Source organism: Falsiroseomonas ponticola, assembly GCF_016805305.1.
Lineage (GTDB): Bacteria > Pseudomonadota > Alphaproteobacteria > Acetobacterales > Acetobacteraceae > Falsiroseomonas > Falsiroseomonas ponticola.
In genome coordinates, this window is record NZ_JAERQN010000003.1 from 329,612 (window position 1) to 349,296 (window position 19,685).

The window sequence follows — 19,685 nt, forward strand, 5'->3', positions numbered from 1 at the left end:
AATGGCGCCGGGGCGCGCGTGAAACAGCACGCCATGGGCCGCGCAACAGGCGAAACCATCGGCTTGACATTTAGGAAAATTTGCCGCATCATCCGCGGTCAGCCAGGGCCCCAGCCATGCCCGCGGCGGCCCCTCGCCCCCCGGATGGCTGCCGGGGGCACCCGCGAAAACGGTGCTAAAGGCGCATAAACGGCATAATCGGCTAAACGGGGTTAGCGACTAAAAAGCCACATCACGCGGCTTTCGGCAGGGATGCGGCATTCGCCTCCGCCAGCAGGCGGTAGGAGGTGCGCCGCGCCTCCGCGTCATGGCAGGGGGTCAGCACCGCCACCTCCTCCACCCCATGCGCGGCGGCGAGCGCGCGCAGCCGCGCCACCACCTGTTCCGGCGCGCCGACCAGGGCGCGGGCGCGCATGCGCTCGATCCGCGCGAGGTCGTCGGGCGAATAGGGATAGGCCTCCGCCTCCTCCACGCTCGGCAGCGGCGGGAAGATGCCCTTGTCCCGGAACAGGCGCCACAGGGCGCGGGACTTGAACAGGCGCTGCGCCTCCGCCTCCGTCGCCGCCGTCAGCGCGAAGACCGCGACGGCGCCCTGCGGGGAGGCGAGGCGCCCGGCCTGGCCGGGATGCGGGCGGAAGCCTTCCCGGTACAGCGCCATCGCTTCCTCGGACCCGCGGCCATCGGTGATGAAATGGGCGAAGCAGTAGGGCAGGCCGAAATAGGCCGCGAGCTGCGCCCCGAAATCGGAGGAGCCGAGGATCCACACCGCCGGCCGCGTCGGGATGGCGGGGTTGGCGGCGACCATGCGGAAGGGGTGGCTCTCCGGCAGCCCGTCGCCGAGCCAGCCCATCAGGTCCTGCACCTGCTGCGGGAAGCGGTCCGCCGCCTGCGCCGCATCCGGGTTCAGCGCGAAGGCGGTGCGCCCGTCGCTGCCCGGCGCGCGGCCGACGCCGAGGTCGATGCGCCCAGGCGCGATCGCCTCCAGCACCCGGAACTGCTCCGCCACCTTCAGCGCCGAGTAGTGCGGCAGCATGACCCCTGCGGTGCCGATGCGGATGCGGCTGGTGGTGGCGGCGATGGCGGCGCAGAGGATCTCCGGCGCCGTGCCGGCATGGGACTGGCTGTTGTGGTGCTCCGCCATCCAGTAGCGGTGGTAGCCCCAGGCTTCGGCCAGCTTCGCCAGCGCCAGCGTCTCCCGGATCGCCTCATCGGCCCCGCGGCCGGCGGCGATGGTGGATTGGTCGAGGATCGACAGTGTAAGCGTCATGGCCATGATGGTGGCGCTTCCGCGCCTTAACGCCAAGGGTTGAGGGGCTGCCGATGACCGATGCCGACTTCATGCGCCACGCGATCGAGGTGAGCCGCCGCGGCATGGTCTCCGGCGCCGGCGGGCCCTTCGGCGCGGTGGTGGTGATGGACGGGAAGGTGGTGGCGGAGGGCTGGAACCAGGTCACCTCCACCAATGACCCGACCGCGCATGCGGAGGTGGTGGCGATCCGCCGCGCCTGCGCCGCGCTGGGCCGCTTCGACCTGCGCGGCGCGACGGTCTATACCAGCTGCGAGCCCTGCCCGATGTGCCTGGCCGCCCTCTACTGGGCGCGGGTCGATGCCGTGGCCTATGCGAATGACCGCGTGCAGGCCGCGGCGATCGGCTTCGACGACGAGCTGCTCTACACCGAGATCCCGAAGCCCATCGAGGCGCGCGCCCTGCCCATGCGCCGCCTGCTGGCGGCCGAGGCGCTCGAGGTCTTCGAGGCCTGGGCCGCCAAGCCCGACAAGGTCGCCTACTAGAACAGGAGGTCGAACGCCATCGTCGCCGGCCGCGGCGCCTCGGGCAGGAAGCTGTCGTCCGGCGGGCCGGCCACGGGCTGAAGCAGCGCCTCCAGCCCCGGCGGCAGCAGGCCATCCGCGAACGGCGCCCAGGCCTCCGCCCCGGGCTTCCCGGTGGCGGGCAGCGGCGTGTCGCCGAGGCTGACATCGATGGCGGGCACGGCAAGGTCGCCCGGCTTGCCGAGGCTCGCATCGACAGCAGGCGGCGTGGTGCCGTGCTGCGAGGGCGTGCCGATGGCAAGTTCGATGGCGGGCGGCGGAAGCTCGCCCGGCTTGCCGATGCTCACATCGACTGCAGGCGGCGTGGTGCCGTTCTGCGAGGGCGTGCCGATGGCAAGGTCGATGGCGGGCAGCGGCAGGTCGCCCGGTTTGCCAACGCGGATATCGATGGCGGGCGTGGGACCATCGCCCGGCTTGCCGATGCTCACATCGACCGCAGGCGGCGTGGTGCCGTTCTGCGAGGGCATGCCGATGGCAACGTCGATGGCGGGCAGCGGAAGGTCGCTAGGCTTGCCGATGCTCACATCGACCACAGGCGGCGTGTCGCCGTTCTGCGCGGGTGTGCCGATGGCAACGTCGATCGCGGGCAGCGGTGTATCACCCGGCTTGCCAACACCGACATCGATGACCGGCGTTTCGTTCGGCTTGCCGACGCCGACATCGATGGCGGGCGCGGGAACGTCGCTGGGCTTGCCGATGCTCACATCGACCACGGGCGGCGTGTCGCCGTTCTGCGAGGGTGTGCCGATGGCGACGTCGATCGCGGGCAGCGGTGTATCGCTTGGCTTGCCGACGCCGACATCGATGGCGGGCGCGGGGACGTCGCTGGGCTTGCCGATGCTCACATCGACCACGGGCGGCGTGGTGCCGTTCTGAGAGGGCGTGCCGATGGCGACGTCCATCGTGGGCAGCGGTGTATCACCTGGCTTGCCGACACCGACATCGATGGCGGGCGCGGGAACGTCGCTGGGCTTACCGGTAGTTACATCGACCACGGGCGGCGTGTCGCCGTTCTGCGAGGGTATGCCGATGGCGACGTCGATCTCGGGCAGCGGCGTATCGCTGGGCTTGCCGGTGCTCACCTCGACCACGAACGGCGTGTCCCCGTTCTGCGCGGGCGTGCCGATGGCAACGTCGATCGCGGGCACCGGCGGATCGCCCGGATTGCCGACGCCGACATCGCCGGTGGGCCCTGCGACGTCGCGCGGCGTGCCGTCGCTCGCCTCGGCCACGGGCGGCGTGGTGCCGTCATCCGTGGGCGTGCCGATGGCAACGTCGATGGCAGGACGCGGCGCATCGCCCTTGTCGCCGGCGTTTACCTCGATCACGGGCGCCGTCGCGCCCGCCTCGTCCGGCCTGCCGATGGCCGTCTCGGCCTCCGCGGGCCAGCCCGTGGCGGCATCGCTGGCCGGTGGGCTCTCGCGCGCCGGCCCGGCCGCGTCGCGGGAGGCCCAGCGCCCGCCAGGCGTTGCGGGAGCCGGGGCAGCCGCCGCCTCCGCCACGGAATCCGGCACCGCCGTGGCGACCGGCCGCGGCGCCTCGGCCGGGGCGGCGTCAGCGCGGGAGGCAGGGGCCGGGGCAGGGGCCCGGGCGGCCTCCGTCACCGGCGCCGCGCGGGGCGGGGCCGCCTCGGCCACCGGCCTCTCGTCCAGCACCGCCGGCCGCACCGGCGCCCCGGCCTCGGCCGGCATCGCCCAGGCCGCGGCCTCGGCCACGGGCGCGGCGGGCGCCGGGCCGATCGGCGCGGCCGGCGCCATCGCCACCGGCGCGCCTTCGGGCAGCACGCCGCTGCCGCGCGGGATGGTATAGGCCGGGGAGATGCTGGCCCCGAGCCCCGCCGCCGCGGCGGCGCCGATGCCCCAGGACAGGCCAAGCCCCGCGCCCAGCCCCGCGAAGCCGCTGCCTTCCAGCGCCGAGGCCGGGGCGGCCGCATCGGCGCCCGCCAGCGAATCCGGCGCATCGGCCCCGGCATCCGCCTCCTCCCGCTGCCCGATCTCCACCGCGCCGAGGCCGAGCAGCACCGCGGCATAGATGCCGAGCCCCGTCAGCCCCGGGCCTTGCGGGTCCTGCTGCCGCCGCTGCGCGCGCCGTGCCTGGCGCCAGCGGGCCAGGCTCTCGGCCTCCTCGCTGGCGGAAATCGACGGGGCCGCGGCGGAAAGCCGGGCCCGCCGCGGCCACCAGGGCTGCTTCTCCAGGAAGGGTTCGTCGCGATCGGCAGGGGCACGCAGGCGGATGCGGCGGATGAAGGCCATGGGCGGGTTCCTCCTGCCACCCACCCAAGACCATCCCGGCCGGGTCCGGTATACGATTCAGCCGGTCATTCCGGCTGCCTCGGCCACAGCTGCGTGAGGCGCCAGGCCGCGCCGCCCCTCACCACACCGCGTCGCGCAGCGCCACATTGTCCAGCAGCCCGCCATAGCTGTCATTGCCGGCGGCATCCTCGACGAAGGCCAGGAGATCCATGCCCTCCCGGCCCTCGACGATGAATTCGTAGCGGGTCCATTCCTTGGTCGTGGGCTGGATGAAGGCCAGCTTCTCCTCGTTCCACATGACCACGAAGCCCTCGGTCGCCGGCTTGTCCGTGCGGGCGCGGGCATCGAAGGTCAGGACGTAGCGCGCACCGGCCTCGGCATCGACCTTCTGGCTGATCGCGTCCACCGCGCGGTCGTAGTCGATCTCGATGTGCTGGCGGCCGTCGCTGGCCTTCATGCCGCCATAGCCGGCCCAGACCTCGATCGCGCCGGCATTGCTGGTCCAGCCCGGCATCTCCTTCACCGGGGACCAGGCGCCGTCCTTGATGGCGGGCTCCTCGAAGCTGCCATTCACCAGCAGGTTGGCGCCCTTCTCCCGCGCCGCCTCGATGGTGACGGTCACCTCCTGCGTGGTGGCGCCATCGGCGGAGACCACCACCAGCGTCTCCACCAGCGCCTCGCCCCCGGCGATCTCGCGCAGCTTCTCGGCCGGGGTGTCCAGCACATAGGTCCAGGCGCCGGTCTTGGCGTCGAAGTCGAAATGGCCGAAGCGGCCCTCCAGCCCCTTGGCGTCGCCGAACACCGCCTCCCCGGCATCGAGGTCGGCGATGGAAAGCCGGCCGCCCACCTTCTCCGCCGCCCCGGCGCGGATCCTGCCCTCGGTCTCGCCCCCGATCGTCGCCGCGTCATTCGCGCCGAGGATGGTGATGGTCGCGACCGCGACGCCGGCATCGCCATCGGCATCCGTCACGCGGTAGCTGAAGGTGACCTCGGCGCTCTGGCCGGCGCGCAGCGATTGGAAGGCATCGCCGCCCGTCCAGCTGAAGGCGCCATCGGCGCCCAGCACCAGGCTGCCGCCGCTGGCCGCCGTCACCAGCCGCACCGCGGCCACCAGGTCGGCCACGCTGTCATTGGCCGTCACGTTGCCCGCGACGCTCGCCGCATCCTCGGAGACGGTGAAGCGGTCCGCCACCGCCACCACCGCGTCATCCGCCGCGGTCAGCGCCACGCCATCCACCGTCACCGCCGCGGCCTCGAAGCCCCGGACCGTCAGCGACTGCGCCGCGAAGCGGAAATCGGCCCAGGGCGTGGTCGCGGCATGCGCCAGGAAGCGCGCCAGCTCGGCCTGGAAGCTGGCCGCCATCCAGTCCGGCCGGGCCAGGGAGAAGACCAGCGTGTCGAACCCCGCGCCGCCGTCACGAACCCCGCGCCGCCGTCATAGGTATCGCCGCGGGCGCCCGCGACATCCATCACCACCCGGTCGTTGCCGCCATCGGCGAAGACCTGGTCGGCGCCGGCGCCGGCCGAGATCAGGTCATCCCCGTCACCGCCATGGACCGTGTCGTTGCCCGCGCCGGCCAGGATGGTGTCGGCGCCCGCATCACCGCTGGCCAGGTCATTGCCGGCATCGAGGTCGATGGAATCATTGCCGCCATTGGCCCAGACCACGTCGTTGCCGGCGCCGGAGAGCACGGTGTCGTTCCCGTCATCGGCCCCGATCGTGTCGTTGCCGGTGCCGCTGGTGATGCTGTCCGCGCCCTGGCCGGCCCAGACCGTGTTGTGGCCGTTGCCGGCCGCGACGGTGTCGTTCCCCGCATCGCCGGTGATGCTGTCGTCGCCCGCGCCGGCGGCGATGCGGTCATGCCCCTCGCCGCCCACCACGGTGTTGCGGCCCTCGCCGGCCAGGATGGTGTCATCGCCGGCATCGCCGTGGAGGGCATCGTCCCCGGCGCCGCCATCGACGCTGTCATTGCCCTGGCCGCCCCAGACGCTGTCATGGCCGCCGCCGGTCACGAAGCGGTCCGCGCCATCCTCGCCCCAGGCCATGTCGTTGCCCTCGCCGAGGTTCATCGTGTCGTCCCCGGCGCCGCCCCAGATCAGGTCATTGCCCGCGCCGCCATCCAGGCTGTCCGCGCCCGCGCCGGCCCAGAGCTGGTCGTTGCCCGCATCGCCCGTCAGCGTATCGGCGCCATCCTCGCCCCAGAGCAGGTCATGGCCGTCGCCCCCGCGGATCAGGTCGGCGAAGGCGCTGCCGAAGACGCCGTCATCGCCGCCGCCGGTCAGCAGCTCGATCGCATCGCTCGCATTCTGCAGGTGGAACCAGTCGGCCTGGTTGGTGGCGGTGCGGAGGATGGTGCGGGGCATCGGGGGCGGGTCCTGGCGTCTCGGCTCGCAGGGTGCAGTTGCATTCTGCAACCGGACTGCGTTCTGCCGGGATCAGTGCAGCCCCCATGCCAGGCAGGGTGCCAAGGCGAGGCGCGCTACCCCGCCACCCGCCCGAACACCGCCGTCAGCAGCGCGTAGAGCGCGCCGCCCACCAGGAACCCCACCAGCGTGCCGTTGATGCGGACATATTGCAGGTCCTTGCCGACCCGCAGCTCGATCTTCTCCGTCACCGTCGCCGTTTCCCAGTTGCGCACGACGCCCGCGATGAAGTCCGAGAGCTGGCTGCGCGCCGCCGGCAGCAGGGCGATCAGCACGCGCTCCGCCCCCTTGTTCAGCCGGGCCCGCGCGGCCTCGTCCTCCGCCAGCATGGTGCCGACATTGGCCAGCGCGCCGGCCAGCACCTGCATCGTGCGGCCCTCGGGGTTGGCCGCATCGGCCTCCATCGCCGCGCGCAGCCTGTCCCAGATATCGCCGAGCCAGGTGGCGACGGCGGGGTGGCGCAGCGCGTCGCGCAGCGCGCGGCCGAGTGCGGCGGCGCGCTCCGGGTCGTTCTCCAGCCGCGCCACCTCCGCCTTCACCCAGCCCTCGAAGGCCAGGCGCAGGTCGCTGTCGCCGGGCTCCACCTTGTCCAGCTCGGCATTCAGGGCGGAGAGCACGCGCCGCGCGATGGTCGCACCCGCCAGCCAGCCCACCAGCGCGCCGCCCTCCGCCCGGACGCGCGCGGCGATGGCGGCCTGCAGCTGATCCTCCTTCGCCGCCAGCAGGGCCTTCAGCTGGCTGACGGCCAGGTTGAACACCTCCTGGTGCCGCCCGCCCTCGATCAGCGCGGTCAGGGCGCGGGCCACCACGCGCGCCGCGCCGGGGCCGCCGGCGATGCGGGGCAGCAGGCGCGCCAGCAGGCGCCGCGCCCGGCCATCCTCCAGGCTCGCCAGGATGCGGGGCATGGTCCGCGCCAGGGCGGCGGCGGCGGGCTGGATCGCTTCCGGGTCGTTGAACCAGCCGCGCAGGATGCCCGCCAGGTCGAGCCGCCCCAGCACGCGCGCGACCTCGGCCTCCGTGAACACATGGTTTGCCACGAAGCGGCCGAGCCCGGCGCCCAGCCTTTCCTTCTGCCGGGGGATGATGGCGGTGTGCGGGATGGGCAGGCCGAGGGGGTGGCGGAACAGCGCCGTCACCGCGAACCAGTCGGCGATGCCCCCCACCAGCCCCGCCTTGGCGGAGGCCTGCAGCAGGTCCGTCCCGTAGCCCGGCGGCAGCCAGTAGCTGCCGACCAGCAGCCCCCCCATGCCGGCCAGCAGCAGCGATGCCGCCCGCCGGTGTCGTGTCAGGGCGCGCCGCAGCGCGAGGTCGGGGTCTTCGGGGGGAGGGGAGGGGAGAGGCTGCATCACGGCCCACAGCTAGGCCCCCGCCATTCGTTTTCCCAGCCATGCGCCACGCAGGGCTTTGAATGTCATCGCCGGGGCGCTACATCGGCGGTGACGTTATAAGGTAACCATGCGCCTGCCGATCCCCGACCCCCTGGCCCTGTCCTCCGGTGCCGCCGCGCGGCTGCTGCTGGCCGGGGGCGTGCTGGCCGGGCTCTGGGGCGCCGTCGCCTGGGCGCTCGCGCTGTGACGGCGCGCGGCCCCGCGGTGGAACTGCGCGACCTGACCGCGACGCATCAGCGCCACCCGGCGGTGCACCACGTCTCCGCGCGGTTCGAGGCCGGGAGCCTGACGGCCATCGTCGGCCCGAATGGCGCGGGGAAGACGACGCTGCTGCGCGCCATCGCGGGCCTGCACCGCGTCGATTCCGGGCGCGTCGCCATCTCCGGCGCGCAGCCCCGCCTCGCGCTGCTGCCGCAGCAATCCGGCATGGACCGCGCCTTCCCGATCCTCTGCCTCGATGTGGTGATGCAGGGCATGTGGTCGCGGCTCGGCGCGCTGCGCGCGGCCAGCGCCGCGGACCGGGACCGCGCCCAGGCGGCGCTGGAGGCGGTGGGCCTTGGCGGCTTCGCCCGCCGCCCGGTCGGCGCCATGTCCGCCGGCCAGTTCCAGCGCCTGCTCTTCGCCCGCCTGCTGGTGCAGGACGCCGACCTGATCCTGCTGGACGAGCCCTTCAACGCCGTCGATGCCCGCACCGCGGCCGACCTGCTGGCCGTGGTCCGCCGCTGGCACGGGGAGGGCCGCACCGTGATGGCCGTGCTGCACGACATGGACCTGGTGCGGGACGAATTCCCGCACTGCCTGCTGCTGGCCCGCGAATGCGTCGCCAGCGGCCCGACGGCCGAGGTGCTGTCTGCCGCCAACCGGATGCGGGCCCGCCGGATGGCGGAATCCTGGGACGAAGCCGCCCCCGCCTGCGCGGCGTGAGCGTCTTGGACGCGATCCTCGGCCCCTTCCTCGAATTCGGCTTCATGCGGCGCGCCCTGGTGGGCTGCCTTGCCCTGTCGGTTTCCGCGCCGCTGCTCGGCGTCTTCCTCATGCTGCGGCGGACGAGCCTGACGGCGGAGGTGCTGGCCCATGGCGTGACGCCGGGCATCGCGGCAGGCTTCCTCATCGCCGGGCTGTCGGTGCCCGCCATGTCGGTCGGCGGGCTGGTGGCGGGGCTGGCCGTCGCGGTCGGCGCCGGCGCGCTCTCCCGCGCCACGGGTGGGCGGGAGGATGCGGCGCTGACGGCGCTCTACCTTATCGCCCTCGCCCTCGGCGTCACGCTGGTGTCGCTGCGGGGCGATACGGGGGACCTGACGCATCTGCTGTTCGGCCAGGTGCTGGGGGTGGATGACCCGGCGCTGCTGCTGATGGCCGGCGTGGCCACGCTGACCCTGCCCGCGCTGGCGCTGGGCTGGCGGCCGCTCGCGCTGGAATGCTTCGACCCCGGCTTCGCGCAGGCGGAGGGCGTGGGCGGCGGCGCCTGGCACCTGGCCTTCCTCGGCCTCGTCGTGCTGAACGTGCTGGCGGCCTTCCAGGCCATGGGCACGCTGATGGCGGTGGGGCTGATGATGCTGCCCGCCGTCGCGGCGCGGCACTGGTCGCGGGAATTGTCAGGCCTTGCCTATGCCGCGGTGGGGCTCGCCGCGGCGGCCAGCCTGGCGGGGCTGCTCGGCAGCTACCACCTGGACCTGCCCTCCGGCCCCGCCATCGTGCTGGCGGCGGGGCTGCTCTGGGTGCTGTCCGTGGTGGCGGGGCCGGTCGATGGGCTGCTCGCCCGCTGGGTCCGGCGCCCGCATCTGGCGGGGTAGCGCCCCGGCTACAGCTTGCCCGGCTTCTTGCTGGCGGCGGTGATGCGGTCCACCAGCCCCAGCACCAGCGCGCCCACCAGGAACATGCCGTGGATCGCGAGCCCCCAGGTGACGGCCCGGTCGTCATAGCTGCCGATCTCCATGAAGATCTGCAGCAGGTGGATGGAGGAGATGGCGATCAGCGCCGTCGCCAGCTTCAGCTTGAGGTTCCCGGGGTCCACCGCCGCCAGCCAGCCCACCTCCTTGTCCCCGTCCCGCGGCGCCAGGCGGGAGACCAGGCTGTCATAGGAGGAGATGGCGACCATGACGACGAGGGAGGCGACGAGCGCCGAATCGAGCAGGTGCAGCAGGTCGATCAGCTGCCGGTTGTCCGACCCGTTGGTCGCGTTGGAGGCGAACTTCCACAGCTTGGCGAGGAAGCCGACGGCATAGACCGCCAGCGCGACGACCAACCCACCGAAGAACACCACCAGCAGGTAGCGGCTGGCGATGATGGCCTTGTCGATCATGCTTTGCATGTCAGTCTCCCGGTCGCGCGCCATGTGGCACTCGGTCCCGGTCTTTGGAAGATTGGCGCCATGGAAGATTGCAGGAGAGAAGCATGACCATCCGCCGCATCGCCGAGGAGCAGCGCCTGTCCGGCGCCGTGCTGGGGGGCGGCCTTCTGTGGCTGGCCGGCCAGGTGGCGGATGACCCGACCCTGGATGCGGAGGGGCAGACGGCCGACATCCTGGCCCAGATCGACGCCCTGCTGGCGGAGGCCGGGACCGACAAGCGCGCGCTGATGTCGGTGACCATCGTGCTGGCCGATATCCGCGACGCGCCGGCGATGAACCGCGCCTGGGACGCCTGGCTCGACCCCGCCGCCAAGCCCGCGCGCATGACGATCGAGGCCGCGCTGGTCGATCCGCGCTGGAAGGTGGAGATCACCGGCGTGGCGCTCGCCCCGTGAACCCGCTGCCGCCGCACCGCCTGCGGCAGGCCTGGGCGCGGTCCGTCGCCTTCACCGTGGCGCTGTCCCTGCTGGTGGCGCTGGGGGTGGGGGATGAGGGGCTGGTGCTCTCCGCCGTGGTGCTGGGGGTGGCGGGGCTCGGGCTCGGGCTGCTCTACCGGCTGTTCCCGCGCGGGCTGCACTTCGCCTTCGGCACGGCGACGGGGCTCGCGCTCTACGCCACGCTCTTCGTCGTGCTGGGGCGGGCGCAGTTCCCCCATGCGGCCGACTGGTCCCGGCCCATCGCCTTCCTGCTGCCCGTGCTGGCCTTCCTCGGCACGGTGTTCTGGCGCCGACGCGAGCTGGCGGAGGTGGCGGAGAAGCAGGAGGCGGAGAGCCTGGACCTGCTGCCTTATGCCGCGCGCTGGCTGGCCGGCGTCTCGGCCGTCGGGGTCATCTGCTTCGCCCTGCCGGTGAACCGCCTGGCGCCGGAATGGCAGGCGGCGATCCTGATGGCGGCCATGGCCGTGATCGGCGGGGTGGTGGCCCTGTCGGTCCGGGACGTGGTCCGGCTGCTGGTCGATGTCGCGCTGATCATGGAGGAACTCGGCAACCGCGCCCGCCACCTGGCGGTGCCGATCGTGGCCTTCCTGCTGATGTATGCCGTGCTGGTCATCGGCTTCGGCGCCACCTACCGCATCGCCGACGGGCTGAGCCACCACGCCCTGTTCCACGGGCCGGAGGGGCCGATCCGGCTGAGCTATTCGGATGCGCTGCACTTCTCCATCGCGACCCTGTCCACGGTGGGCTACGGCGATATCCGCCCCTCCGACGATGGCGCGCGGGTGCTGGCGAGCCTGGAGGTGCTGGCGGGGCAGCTCCTGCTGCTGTTCGGCTTCGCCGAGATCATGCGCAGCCGCCGGGTGCGGGCGGAGGGGCCGGCCGGGCGGAGCCGGGTGCGGGACCCGCATGTGGACCCCGATGGAGCCGCCGGGCATTCTCCGCCGCCGCACCGGCATGGTGGCGACTGAGGCAGCGGGACCGCGAAGCGGACACGCACGGGCCGCGGGCCTGCCTTAATTGACCGGCATTACTATCGGCGACCGAGGAGTGGACATGCGTATCCTGCTGACGGGTGGCCTGGGGTTCATCGGCTCCGCCGTGGTCCGCCGCCTGATCGCCACCACCGACCATGTGGTGGTGAATGTGGACAAGGAGACCTATGCGGCGAGCCATGAGGCGCTGGATCAGGCGCGCGGACACGCCCGCCACGTCCACCTGAAGGCCGATATCTGCGACCCCGCCGCCATGGCCGCCGCCTTCGCGGAATGGCAGCCGGAGGTGGTGATGCACCTGGCGGCCGAGAGCCATGTGGACCGCTCCATCGACGGCCCGGCCGAGTTCATCCGCACCAATGTGGTGGGCACCCAGGTCCTGCTGGAAGCGGCCCGCGCCTATTGGGCGGGCCTCGACGCCCCCCGCAAGGCGGCCTTCCGGTTCCACCACATCTCGACCGACGAGGTGTTCGGCAGCCTGGAATCGACCGAGGAAAAACCCTTCGACGAACACACGCCCTATGACCCGCGCAGCCCCTACAGCGCCTCCAAGGCGGCCTCCGACCACCTGGTGCGGGCCTGGCACCACACCTATGGCTTCCCGGCCTTCGTCTCCAACACCACGAACAATTACGGCCCCTGGCAATTCCCGGAGAAGCTGATCCCGCTGGTCAGCCTCAATGCGCTGGAGGGCAAGACCCTGCCGGTCTATGGCGACGGGTCGAACATCCGCGACTGGATCCATGTGGAGGACCATGCGGAGGCGCTGGTGCTGGCCGCCCTCCATGCCGGCAAGCCCGGCGGCACCTACTGCATCGGCCCGCGGCAGGAACGCAGCAACCTGCAGGTCGTGAAGACCATCTGCGCCGTGCTGGACCGGCTGCGCCCGGACCCCGCGGGGCCGCGGGAGCGGCTGATCACCTTCGTGAAGGACCGCCCGGGCCACGATTTCCGCTACGCCATGGACCCGACCAGCGCGGAGGTGGCGCTGGGCTGGCGTGCGAAACATGATTTCGAGAGCGGGCTGGAACACACCTTGCGCTGGTACCTGGACCATGAGGATTGGTGGGGCCCGATCCGGGCGCGGCGCTATGCCGGGCAGCGGCTCGGCGGCGTGAACACGCCGCCGGGTGGCCATGCGGCCACGGCGACGTGAACGGCGGCAGCGGAACGACGGCGGAAGGAAACGATTTCGGTGGCCATGGATAGTTGGCGCGGCAAGCGGGTTCTGGTGACGGGGGGCGCGGGCTTCCTGGGCAGCGGCCTCTGCCACGCGCTCGCCGCGCAGGGGGCGCGGGTGGTGGCGCTGGACGCCATGGTGCCGGATGGCGGCGCCAATGCCCTCAACCTCGAGGGCAGCAACGTCATGCTGGTGCGCGGCGACATCCGCGATGCCGAGCTGCACAGCCTCTGCCAGGGCATCGACGTGCTGTTCAACATGGCTGCCCAGACCAGCCATATGGGCGGGCAGAAGGACCCCGTCGCCGACATCGCCATCAATGCGGTGGCGCAGGTGCGGCTGATCGGCGTGATGCGGGAAGTGGCGCCGAAGGCGATCGTCGTCCACGCCTCCACCCGCCAGTTCTACGGCCGGCCGCAATACCTGCCGGTCGATGAGAAGCACATGGTCAACCCGCCGGATTCCAACGGCGTCTCCAAATGGGCCGGGGAGCAGTACTGGCTGCTGGAGAACCGGGTGCATGGCCGCCCGGTCGTCAGCCTCCGCCTGACCAACTGCTACGGCCCGCGCCTGCGCATCAAGGATGCGCGGCAGACCTTCCTCGGCATCTGGATCCGCCGGGTGCTGGAAGGGGAGGCCTTCGAGGTCTGGGGCGGCGAGCAGCTGCGCGACCTCACCTACCTCGACGACGTCACCGATGCCTTCCTGCGCGCCGCCAGCCATGCGACGGAGCCGCAGGTGAATGGCCATGTCTTCAACATCGGCGGCCCGCCCCCACTCTCGCTGAAGGACCTGGCGGATCGCCTGGTCGCGGCGAATGGCGGCAAGGGCAGCTATGTGATGAAGGAATTCCCGGCCGACCGCGCGCAGATCGACATCGGCAGCTACGCCGCCGATGACCGCGCCTTCCGCGCCGCCACCGGCTGGTGGCCGCGGGTGGATGTGGATGAGGGCCTGCGCCGTTCGCTCGACTGGTACCGTCCGCGCCTTGACGAATACGTGGCCTGAGGGGGCCCAAGATCATGAACGCCACCACCATCACCGTCCCGCAGGCCGATCCCGGCGCCGGCTACCGCGCCCATAAGGAGGAGATCGACGCCGCCGCGCTGCGCGCGCTCGGCTCCGGCTGGTACATCCTGGGCAAGGAAGGCGAGGCCTTCGAGCGTGAATACGCCGCCTGGCAGGGCCAGAAGCGCGCCGTGGGTTGCGCCAACGGCACGGATGCGCTGGCGCTGACGCTGCGCGGCATGGGCATCGGCCCGGGCAGCACCGTCGTCACCGTCTCCCACACCGCGGTCGCGACCGTGGCGGCGATCGAGATGACGGGCGCGACGCCGCTGCTGGTCGATATCGACCCCGACACCTTCACCATGGACCCGGATGAGCTGGTCGCGGTGCTGGACGATCCGCCGCCCGGCCTGCCGCCGATCCGCGCCATCATCCCGGTGCATCTCTACGGCCAGGCCTGCGACCTCGACCCCATGCTCGCGGCCTGCAAGGCCCATGGTGTGCAGGTGATCGAGGATTGCAGCCAGGCCCATGGCGCGACCCTGACCGGCCGCAAGGTCGGCACGATGGGCGACGCCGCCTGCTTCTCCCTCTACCCCACCAAGAACCTCGGCGCGCTCGGCGATGGCGGCGTGCTGACCACGGATGACGAGGCACTGGCCGACCGCATCGGCGCCATCCGCCAGTACGGCTGGAAGGAGCGCTACATCAGCGACGGCGTCGGCGTGAACAGCCGGCTGGACGAGATCCAGGCCGCCATCCTGCGCGTGAAGCTCAACTACCTCGATGCCGGCAATGCCCGCCGCCAGGCGATCGCGGCGGCCTATGACGAGGCGCTGTCCGGCACGCACTACGCGCCGCCCGCGCGGCGTGAGGGCTCCGGCCATGTCTTCCACCAGTATGTCCTGCGGGTGCCGGAACGCGCGGCGCTGATGGCCAGGCTGCGGGCGGAAGGGGTGGCCACCGCCATCCACTACCCGTCCCCCGTCCACCTGCAGCCCGCCTATCGCGGCCGCACGCCCTTGGGCCCGGCCGGCTGCGCGGAGACGGCGCGGGCGGCGGCGGAGGTGATGAGCCTGCCCATGTTCCCGGAACTCACCGATGCCCAGGTCGGGCATGTTTGCACGGTGCTCCGGGGGCTGTAGCAATCGGGATCACCGAACCACCGGGGATCCCAGGAAATGACGATGAAGACCGCCCTCATCACCGGCGCGGGCCGCAATATCGGCCGCGCCATCGCCCTCGGCCTGGCGGAGGATGGGTTCAACATCGTCGTCAACGGCTCCTCCGACCGCGCGGCCGCCGAGGGCGTGGCGGCGGAGGTCCGAACGAAGGGCGTCCAGGCCCTGGTCGCCATGGGCGATGTCGGCAATCCCGAGGATTGCCGGCGCATCGCGGCCGAGGCGATCGCCGCCTTCGGCGCCGTCGATGTGCTGGTGAACAACGCGGCGCTCCGCCCGCAGCACAAGTTTCTCGAACTGACACCGGAGGAGTTCCGCCGCGTCATGGCGGTGGACCTGGAAGGCGCCATCTGGCTGTCCCAGGCCTGCATCCCGGGGATGCTGGAACGCGGCTGGGGCCGGATCGTGAACTTCACCGGCATGAACGCCATCCATGGCTATGCCGGCCGCGCGCCGGTTTCCGTCGCCAAGCATGGCCTCTGGGGCCTGACCAAGTCGCTCGGCAAGGAATTCGGCCCCAAGGGCATCACGGTGAACGCCATCTCCCCCGGCCCGATCGAGGCCGATGACGACCAGCCCGGCGTGCAGACCCACCGCCACGGCTATGTCGCCAAGGTGCCGGTGGGGCGCATGGGCAAGCCGGCGGAGGTCGCGGCCGTGGTCCGCATGCTGGCCAGCCCGGGCGGCGCCTATGTGAACGGGCAGATGCTGGCGGTGAATGGCGGCGCGGAGACCTGATCGCCCCCGCGCGGCGGCGCGCGGGGCGCCGTCAAGAATTTGGACACAGCCTCGCGCGAATATGACACTAGAGTGAGGGGTCGAAGGCCTGCGGACGGGCCGGCGACCACACGCCCCCGGCCCTGACGGCATCACGGCATGGCGGGTCTTGGCATTGGGGGCGATGGAAGCGGAGCAGGACGGCCCGGCGCGCATCACGGAAGCGGAGGCCTTCCGCTTCCGCCTCCTGCGCGCCTGGGTCTCGCGCCCCGGCCGGGCGCGGGCGCTCGGCGTCCTCGCCGGCGTCATGCTCGCCATCTGCTTCCTCTCCCTCTTCATCCTGCTCGGGCAGCGGGAGGAGCGCGCGGCGTCCGAGGAAGCGCGGCGGGACGTCATCGGCGTGCTCGCCAGCGTCGTGGACCAGCTGACCCGCGCGCTGGAGACGACCGACATCCTGCTGATCGAGATGGTGCGCGGCATCGAGCAGCGGGGCCAGCCCTGGGAGATCGACCGCGTCGGCATGCGCCTGGCGCAGCTGCCGCATCTGCGCGCCGCGGCGGTGGTGAATGCGGAAGGGCGCATCGTCTTCTCGACGGAGGAGGCGCTGCTCGGCACCTCGCTGGCGGACCGGCGGTGGCTGGAGGTCTCGCCGAGCGGCACCTCCCAGCTCGCCATCGGCAGCCCGGAGCCGGGGCGGTTCTTCGGCCGGCCCGGCCAGACCATCCAGCAGGCGGGGCGCTGGAGCATCCCGCTGCTGCGCCCGATCCTGGACCCGAACGGCCTGCCGGGCGGCTTCGTCATCGCCCTGATGAACCCGGAATACCTGACCGCTATCGGCCAGCGCGCGGCGGAGGCCTTCAACGTCTCCGTCCGCTTCCACCGGCTGGATTCCGTGCTGCTGGCGCGGTCCGATGGCGGGGTGGGGGGGATCGGCGTGGCGAACCCCGCCGCCTGGCTGTTCCGGGACTACCTGCCGCGGCTCGATACCGGGTTGCAGGCGGTGGAGGACAGCACCGGCACGCCCGCCACGGCGGCCTTCGGCGTGACCGCCACCGGGATGATGGTGGTGGAGGTGTCGCGGGCGCTCGACGTCATCATGGCGCCGGTGCATCGCCACCAGCTGGAACTCGGGCTTGGCATCGGCGTGCTGGCCGTCGTCACGCTGCTCTGCCTGGCGGTGATGATCCGCTTCAGCCGCCTGGTGCAGGCCCAGCAGGATGCCGCCCGCGCGGCGGAGGAGCGCCACCAGATGGCGGCGCGGGAGACGGCGCTGCTGCGGTCCAGCCGGGCGGAGACGTCGCGGCTGCTGGATGGCGTGCCGACCCTGATGTTCCAGGTGGAACTGCCCCCCGGCGCGCCCCCGCGCTACCGCCGCATCGGCGGCAATGTGGAGGCGGTGACGGGCTGGCCCGCCGCGGTGATCGAGGCGCCCGGCGGCTGGGCCGCGCTGCGCGCGCCGGAGCCCGATGCCTTCGAGGAGTTCATGCTGACCGTGGCGCGGGAGGGACGGGCGGAGCGCGAATTCCGCCTGCGCCAGCCCGATGGCGGCGGCCGCTGGTTGCGCACCGTGGCGGCCGTGTCCGAACGGCGCGGCGACGGGGTGGTGGAGATCGTCGGCTACACCGCCGATGTCAGCGCGGAACGCGAACGCGCGGGCCAGCTGGCGGCGGCGGGGCGCCTGGCGTCGCTGGGCGAGATGGCGACGGGCCTGGCGCATGAGCTGCGCCAGCCGCTGACGATCATGTCGCTGGCGGCGCAGAACCTGCAGAAGGCGCTGGATTCCGGCCGGCTTTCCGCGGCGCGCCAGCGGATCGAGCGGATCGTCGAGCAATCCGCCCGCGCCGGGAACATCATCGAGCATCTGCGCCGCTTCGCCCGCGGGTCGGACGAGGCCGCGCCGCCCGAGCCGGTGCCGCTGGACTCCGCGGTGGAGGGGGCGATGACGCTGGTCGGCGGGTCGCTGCGCGATGCCGGCGTCGCCGTCTCCGTGGAACTCGGCGCGCCCTCGCCCGTCGTGATGGGGCATCTGGTGGCGCTGGAGCAGGTGCTGGTGAACCTGCTGATGAATGCCTGCCACGCCATGGAGGAACTGCCGGAGGGACGGCCCCGCCACATCGCCATCGCGCTCGGCGCCACGCCGCCGGAAGGGCGGGTGGAGCTGCTGCTGCGCGACACCGGCGGCGGCATCGCGCCCAAGGTGCTGGCCCGCATCTTCGAACCCTTCGTCACCACCAAGGGCGTGGACAAGGGCACGGGGCTCGGCCTGTCCATCTGCCATGGCCTGGTGAAGGCCATGGGCGGCGGGATCGCGGCGCGGAACGAGGGGGAGGGCGCCGTCTTCACCATCACGCTGCGGGAGGCGACGGCCGCGGATCAGCCGCCGCGGAGGGAGACGCCGGCGGCTTTCCATTCCATGCCGGCATCCAGCGGATAGATCGGGCGCGGCACTTCCCGCCACGGCACGCGCGTCAGCACCACCGTCGTCAGGCCGGGGACATCGACCTCGATGATCCGGTCCGGCGTCCAGATGTCGTCGAAGCCCGCGCGGAAATGCCCGCGGGACTTCACCACCAGCGACCGCACGGCGCGGAGATCGACGCCGAGGGATTCCACCATGCGCGGTTCCGCCAGCTGCCGGCGGTTGGTGACGACGGCGACGCGCACGCCGCCGATGCGCAGCAGCGCCGTGGGCCCGGTGGAGACGCTGCGGCCGCGATAGATGCCGCGGCGGCCGACGACCTCCCCATCGGTCAGCGCCTCCACCACCGCCTCGGCCTCGAAGGGTTTGGAGAAGATGTTGGTCTCGTCCCGGTTGAAGCGGGCGGTGAAGCGCGAACCCAGGCCGAGCGCATGGGCTTCCGCCGCCAGCGCCGGGTCGTTGTGGATGCCGAAGACCGCGCCCTCCACCCCCGCGCGCACGAAGGATTCCAGGATGAAGGCGGTATTGCCGCGCCCGCCGCCGCCGGGATTGTCGGCGACATCGGCAAACAGCAGGGAGGGCGCGGCGGGGTCGCGCCCGGCGGCGAGTGCCAACGCGGTCGCGTCCTCCAGGCTCGTCAGGTTGGTGATCCACCTCTCCCGCGTGGACCAGATCCAGTCCGCGATCTCCGCCGCCACCTGCCGCGCGCGGTCGCCATCGGTGCGGGTGGTGACGATGACCGAAAGCCCGTTCTTCGGCGTATCGCCGAGCGAGAAGCCGGAGGAGATGGAGACGTTCAGCACCTCATGGTCCAGGTAGCGCTGGCCATGGGCGATGGCGTCGGCATAGGGGCCGGCGGTGGTGTTCTGGCTGGTGGCGGGCGGGATGAAGGGCAGTTTCACGAAGGCGCTGCGCGGCCGCATGCCGCCCAGCATGGCGCGCATCACGGCCGCGCATTCCGCGCCCCGCTCCGCCTGGTCCACATGCGGGTTGGTGATGTAGGCGGCCAGCATGTCGGCGGCCTCCACCATCGACCAGGCGACATTGGCGTGCAGGTCGAGCGTGCCGAGGACGGGCACATCCGGCCCGACGATGGCGCGGACGCGCCTCAGCAGCGTGCCATCGGGGTCCCGGTCCACCGTCGCCGTCGCGGCGCCATGGAGCGCGAGGAAGACGCCATCGAGCGGCATGGCCGCCCGCAGCGCCGCCTCCAGCCGCGCCACGACATCGTCGAAGACATCCTGGTCCATGGGGCCGGAGGCGCCGGCCGTCGCGGCGATGGTGAAGACGGGCTGCCAGGGCCGCCCGGCATCCATGGCGCGGATGAAGCCTGAAAGCCCGGCCGGCGCGCGGGGCGCGGGCTTGGCGAGGTCCGCCGCCAGGGCCTCGCCTTCCAGCCAGCAGGAAGCCTCGAACTCCGCCCTTGTGGCGACCGGCGCGTGCCCGTTGCTCTCCAGCATGAAGCCGCCGAGGGCGATGCGTGGTCCGGCCATGATGCGTTTCCCCT

17 protein-coding genes are annotated in these 19,685 nt (G+C 72.2%); 10 read left to right on the forward strand and 7 right to left on the reverse strand.

Annotated features, from left to right (window positions below):
* Positions 1 to 232: 232 nt before the first annotated feature.
* Positions 233 to 1,273 carry an LLM class flavin-dependent oxidoreductase gene (locus tag JJI54_RS12080; RefSeq protein ID WP_226381678.1) on the reverse strand — a complete coding sequence of 347 codons (1,041 nt, stop codon included), beginning with the start codon at positions 1,271 to 1,273 and terminating at the stop codon, positions 233 to 235.
* A gap of 47 nt (positions 1,274 to 1,320) precedes the next feature.
* Here JJI54_RS12080 and JJI54_RS12085 point away from each other — a divergent pair, with 47 nt between their 5' ends.
* The gene (locus JJI54_RS12085) at positions 1,321 to 1,791 is read left to right on the forward strand and encodes a nucleoside deaminase (protein WP_203073237.1); all 471 of its coding nucleotides are present in this window, start codon (positions 1,321 to 1,323) and stop codon (positions 1,789 to 1,791) included.
* Here JJI54_RS12085 and JJI54_RS32675 read toward each other — a convergent pair.
* The 4 genes from JJI54_RS32675 to JJI54_RS12105 form a co-directional block, all read right to left on the reverse strand.
* Complete coding sequence (locus tag JJI54_RS32675; RefSeq protein WP_203073238.1) at positions 1,788 to 4,082, reverse strand: hypothetical protein; 2,295 nt, start codon at positions 4,080 to 4,082, stop codon at positions 1,788 to 1,790. The two genes, JJI54_RS12085 and JJI54_RS32675, sit on opposite strands and share 4 nt — an antisense overlap.
* A gap of 118 nt (positions 4,083 to 4,200) precedes the next feature.
* A complete protein-coding gene (locus tag JJI54_RS12095; RefSeq protein WP_203073239.1) occupies positions 4,201 to 5,445 on the reverse strand; it encodes a VCBS domain-containing protein in 1,245 nt (414 codons plus the stop codon).
* Positions 5,352 to 6,446, reverse strand: a complete 1,095-nt coding sequence (locus JJI54_RS12100; protein WP_203073240.1) for a calcium-binding protein — start codon at positions 6,444 to 6,446, stop codon at positions 5,352 to 5,354. The genes JJI54_RS12095 and JJI54_RS12100 overlap by 94 nt, the downstream gene beginning before the upstream one ends.
* 116 nt (positions 6,447 to 6,562) lie before the next feature.
* Positions 6,563 to 7,852: a DUF445 domain-containing protein gene (locus JJI54_RS12105; RefSeq protein ID WP_203073241.1), complete on the reverse strand. Its 1,290-nt coding sequence runs from the start codon at positions 7,850 to 7,852 to the stop codon at positions 6,563 to 6,565.
* A 225-nt stretch (positions 7,853 to 8,077) separates the two neighbouring features.
* On the opposite strand from JJI54_RS12105, the gene JJI54_RS12110 reads away from it, so the two are divergent.
* On the forward strand, positions 8,078 to 8,818 hold the full coding sequence (locus tag JJI54_RS12110; RefSeq protein WP_318987491.1) for a metal ABC transporter ATP-binding protein: 741 nt from the start codon (positions 8,078 to 8,080) through the stop codon (positions 8,816 to 8,818).
* Positions 8,815 to 9,687: a metal ABC transporter permease gene (locus JJI54_RS12115; protein ID WP_203073242.1), complete on the forward strand. Its 873-nt coding sequence runs from the start codon at positions 8,815 to 8,817 to the stop codon at positions 9,685 to 9,687. The genes JJI54_RS12110 and JJI54_RS12115 overlap by 4 nt, the downstream gene beginning before the upstream one ends.
* Positions 9,688 to 9,695: 8 nt before the next feature.
* Here the strand turns inward: JJI54_RS12115 and JJI54_RS12120 are convergent, their stop codons facing one another.
* The gene (locus JJI54_RS12120) at positions 9,696 to 10,205 is read right to left on the reverse strand and encodes a YqhA family protein (protein ID WP_203073243.1); all 510 of its coding nucleotides are present in this window, start codon (positions 10,203 to 10,205) and stop codon (positions 9,696 to 9,698) included.
* 83 nt (positions 10,206 to 10,288) lie between these two features.
* On the opposite strand from JJI54_RS12120, the gene JJI54_RS12125 reads away from it, so the two are divergent.
* The 7 genes from JJI54_RS12125 (at position 10,289) to JJI54_RS32680 (ending at position 18,193) form a co-directional block, all read left to right on the forward strand.
* Positions 10,289 to 10,639, forward strand: coding sequence for a RidA family protein (locus JJI54_RS12125; protein WP_203073244.1), 351 nt, complete (start codon positions 10,289 to 10,291; stop codon positions 10,637 to 10,639).
* Positions 10,636 to 11,649 (forward strand): potassium channel family protein, encoded by a 1,014-nt coding sequence (locus JJI54_RS12130; RefSeq protein ID WP_203073245.1) that lies wholly within the window; start codon positions 10,636 to 10,638, stop codon positions 11,647 to 11,649. Before JJI54_RS12125 ends, JJI54_RS12130 begins: the two co-directional genes overlap by 4 nt.
* An 85-nt stretch (positions 11,650 to 11,734) precedes the next feature.
* Positions 11,735 to 12,829 carry a dTDP-glucose 4,6-dehydratase gene (rfbB, locus tag JJI54_RS12135; protein ID WP_203073246.1) on the forward strand — a complete coding sequence of 365 codons (1,095 nt, stop codon included), beginning with the start codon at positions 11,735 to 11,737 and terminating at the stop codon, positions 12,827 to 12,829.
* A gap of 45 nt (positions 12,830 to 12,874) precedes the next feature.
* Complete coding sequence (locus JJI54_RS12140) at positions 12,875 to 13,861, forward strand: NAD-dependent epimerase/dehydratase family protein (protein ID WP_203073247.1); 987 nt, start codon at positions 12,875 to 12,877, stop codon at positions 13,859 to 13,861.
* 14 nt (positions 13,862 to 13,875) lie between these two features.
* Positions 13,876 to 15,006, forward strand: a complete 1,131-nt coding sequence (locus tag JJI54_RS12145) for a DegT/DnrJ/EryC1/StrS family aminotransferase (RefSeq protein WP_203073248.1) — start codon at positions 13,876 to 13,878, stop codon at positions 15,004 to 15,006.
* Between the two features lie 42 nt (positions 15,007 to 15,048).
* The gene (locus JJI54_RS12150; RefSeq protein WP_226381679.1) at positions 15,049 to 15,780 is read left to right on the forward strand and encodes an SDR family NAD(P)-dependent oxidoreductase; all 732 of its coding nucleotides are present in this window, start codon (positions 15,049 to 15,051) and stop codon (positions 15,778 to 15,780) included.
* A gap of 163 nt (positions 15,781 to 15,943) precedes the next feature.
* On the forward strand, positions 15,944 to 18,193 hold the full coding sequence (locus JJI54_RS32680) for an ATP-binding protein (RefSeq protein WP_203073250.1): 2,250 nt from the start codon (positions 15,944 to 15,946) through the stop codon (positions 18,191 to 18,193).
* Here JJI54_RS32680 and JJI54_RS12160 read toward each other — a convergent pair.
* Complete coding sequence (locus JJI54_RS12160; protein WP_203073251.1) at positions 18,133 to 19,671, reverse strand: M81 family metallopeptidase; 1,539 nt, start codon at positions 19,669 to 19,671, stop codon at positions 18,133 to 18,135. The two genes, JJI54_RS32680 and JJI54_RS12160, sit on opposite strands and share 61 nt — an antisense overlap.
* Positions 19,672 to 19,685: the final 14 nt, after the last annotated feature.

Excerpts from the sequence above, each read along its gene's own strand:
- JJI54_RS12085 (WP_203073237.1), top strand. The coding sequence starts at position 1,321 with ATGACCGATGCCGACTTCATGCGCCACGCGATCGAGGTGAGCCGCCGC.
- JJI54_RS12160 (WP_203073251.1), bottom strand. The coding sequence starts at position 19,671 with ATGGCCGGACCACGCATCGCCCTCGGCGGCTTCATGCTGGAGAGCAAC.
- rfbB (WP_203073246.1), top strand. The coding sequence starts at position 11,735 with ATGCGTATCCTGCTGACGGGTGGCCTGGGGTTCATCGGCTCCGCCGTG.
- JJI54_RS12140 (WP_203073247.1), top strand. The coding sequence starts at position 12,875 with ATGGATAGTTGGCGCGGCAAGCGGGTTCTGGTGACGGGGGGCGCGGGC.
- JJI54_RS12100 (WP_203073240.1), bottom strand. The coding sequence starts at position 6,446 with ATGCCCCGCACCATCCTCCGCACCGCCACCAACCAGGCCGACTGGTTC.
- JJI54_RS32675 (WP_203073238.1), bottom strand. The coding sequence starts at position 4,082 with ATGGCCTTCATCCGCCGCATCCGCCTGCGTGCCCCTGCCGATCGCGAC.
- JJI54_RS12120 (WP_203073243.1), bottom strand. The coding sequence starts at position 10,205 with ATGCAAAGCATGATCGACAAGGCCATCATCGCCAGCCGCTACCTGCTG.
- JJI54_RS12080 (WP_226381678.1), bottom strand. The coding sequence starts at position 1,273 with ATGGCCATGACGCTTACACTGTCGATCCTCGACCAATCCACCATCGCC.
- JJI54_RS12105 (WP_203073241.1), bottom strand. The coding sequence starts at position 7,852 with ATGCAGCCTCTCCCCTCCCCTCCCCCCGAAGACCCCGACCTCGCGCTG.
- JJI54_RS12150 (WP_226381679.1), top strand. The coding sequence starts at position 15,049 with ATGAAGACCGCCCTCATCACCGGCGCGGGCCGCAATATCGGCCGCGCC.
- JJI54_RS12125 (WP_203073244.1), top strand. The coding sequence starts at position 10,289 with ATGACCATCCGCCGCATCGCCGAGGAGCAGCGCCTGTCCGGCGCCGTG.
- JJI54_RS32680 (WP_203073250.1), top strand. The coding sequence starts at position 15,944 with ATGGAAGCGGAGCAGGACGGCCCGGCGCGCATCACGGAAGCGGAGGCC.
- JJI54_RS12145 (WP_203073248.1), top strand. The coding sequence starts at position 13,876 with ATGAACGCCACCACCATCACCGTCCCGCAGGCCGATCCCGGCGCCGGC.
- JJI54_RS12095 (WP_203073239.1), bottom strand. The coding sequence starts at position 5,445 with ATGGCGGCCAGCTTCCAGGCCGAGCTGGCGCGCTTCCTGGCGCATGCC.